Source organism: Streptomyces sp. NPDC101166, assembly GCF_044768125.1.
GTDB lineage: Bacteria > Actinomycetota > Actinomycetes > Streptomycetales > Streptomycetaceae > Streptomyces.
Genome location: NZ_JBIWPF010000173.1, coordinates 1 through 1,268 on the forward strand (window position 1 = coordinate 1; position 1,268 = coordinate 1,268).

The 1,268-nt window shown below is 63.9% G+C and carries 1 protein-coding gene and 1 pseudogene; one reads left to right on the plus strand and one right to left on the minus strand.

Going from position 1 to position 1,268, the window contains the following annotated elements:
- A pseudogene (locus ACIRS4_RS37435) lies at positions 1 to 215 on the plus strand (transcriptional regulator); the annotation flags it as partial.
- A gap of 235 nt (positions 216 to 450) precedes the next feature.
- Here ACIRS4_RS37435 and ACIRS4_RS37440 read toward each other — a convergent pair.
- Positions 451 to 1,268: DUF222 domain-containing protein (locus ACIRS4_RS37440; protein ID WP_404204621.1), on the minus strand; the 818-nt coding region annotated here is incomplete at its 5' end.

Here is a 1,268-nt window from a genome sequence, read left to right on the forward strand (position 1 = left end):
TGATCGGCCGGCTGGGGGAGGGGGCGGGGGATGTGGTCTCCCGTGGGCCGGATGCCTGTGCGCTCGATATGTGGCGGGATGACTCACCTGAGTGGGTGGCGTATCGGCTGTTGCAGTTGGGCGTCGAGTTCACTGTGCGCAGCCCGGCTGAGTTGGTGGAGGAACTGGGCAGGATCCGCGATCGTGCGGGGCGTGCGGTGAGAGACGAAAGATAAGACCAAAGACCAAAAGATAAAAGACGCCTGGAGAAGAAAGAAGAAAAGACAAAAGAAGGAAGAACCCAAAGAGGCCGGAGCGGATATCTCGAGAAGGTGATGCGTGCAGTCCCTGGGCCGGGATCGGCGGGAAGCGGCTCCCAGCTCGGCGTCAGCCCCAGTGCGGCAGGGCAGGCAGGGTGACCACACCCTGCGTAGTTCTGCGCACGCCAGCAGGGCACGAGCAGTTCGGGATTCAGGCAGCCCGTGAGCGCCACTTTCGGCAACTGGAATCGATGGCAGCCGCGATCGCTTCGCCTACGTGATGGCGATCGTTCACCCGAGGGGTCCCGGTCGGGTCAAGACTCTTCGGAGCAATCCACCCCGTCCGCCCTCGATACGGTGAATCCTTGCCCATCACAACGGTTTTCCAGCCCTCGGCACTGTCATTCACCAGGGCGTGGCAGTGATCACACGCCAGTGTCAGGTTGTTGATATCAGTGGGACCGCCCTTGGCCCAATCATTGACGTGGTGGGCGGCGCACATCGAGGCGGGTTGTTCACAACCCGGACGCGTACAACCTTTGTCGCGAGCCAGAAGCGCGAGACGCTGTGCCCGGTTGGCGGTGCGCCGGGAGCGCTGCAGGTAGATCGGCATCCCGTCACCGTCGAGGACCGCCAACACCGGGTGGCTGCCTTCGGCCATCTTCAGCGCCTCGTTGATCGAAACCTGAGTACCCGAAGCGGTGGTGGCGACCCCGGTCCCGTTCTCGAGGTCGGTCAGGCTCATCGTGAGCACGACCTCGACGGGCAGGCCACGGTGCATGCCCAGGGCACGCATGTTCACACCCGGCTGCATCACGGCGAGCATCGCATCGTGGGTCCGCTGTCCCGCATCACGACGGTCACGTCGCGCGGCAGCATCGAGAACGCTGTCGGCAATGAACCCGCCGGTGGCAGTGGGGCTTTCAGTATCTTCCAGGTTGCACATGCCCGGCCGAGCCAGCTTCGCAAACACCGCGTCGAGGCACGCGCGCAGTTCGGGGGTGATCCACCCTTCGATCCGCGTCATCC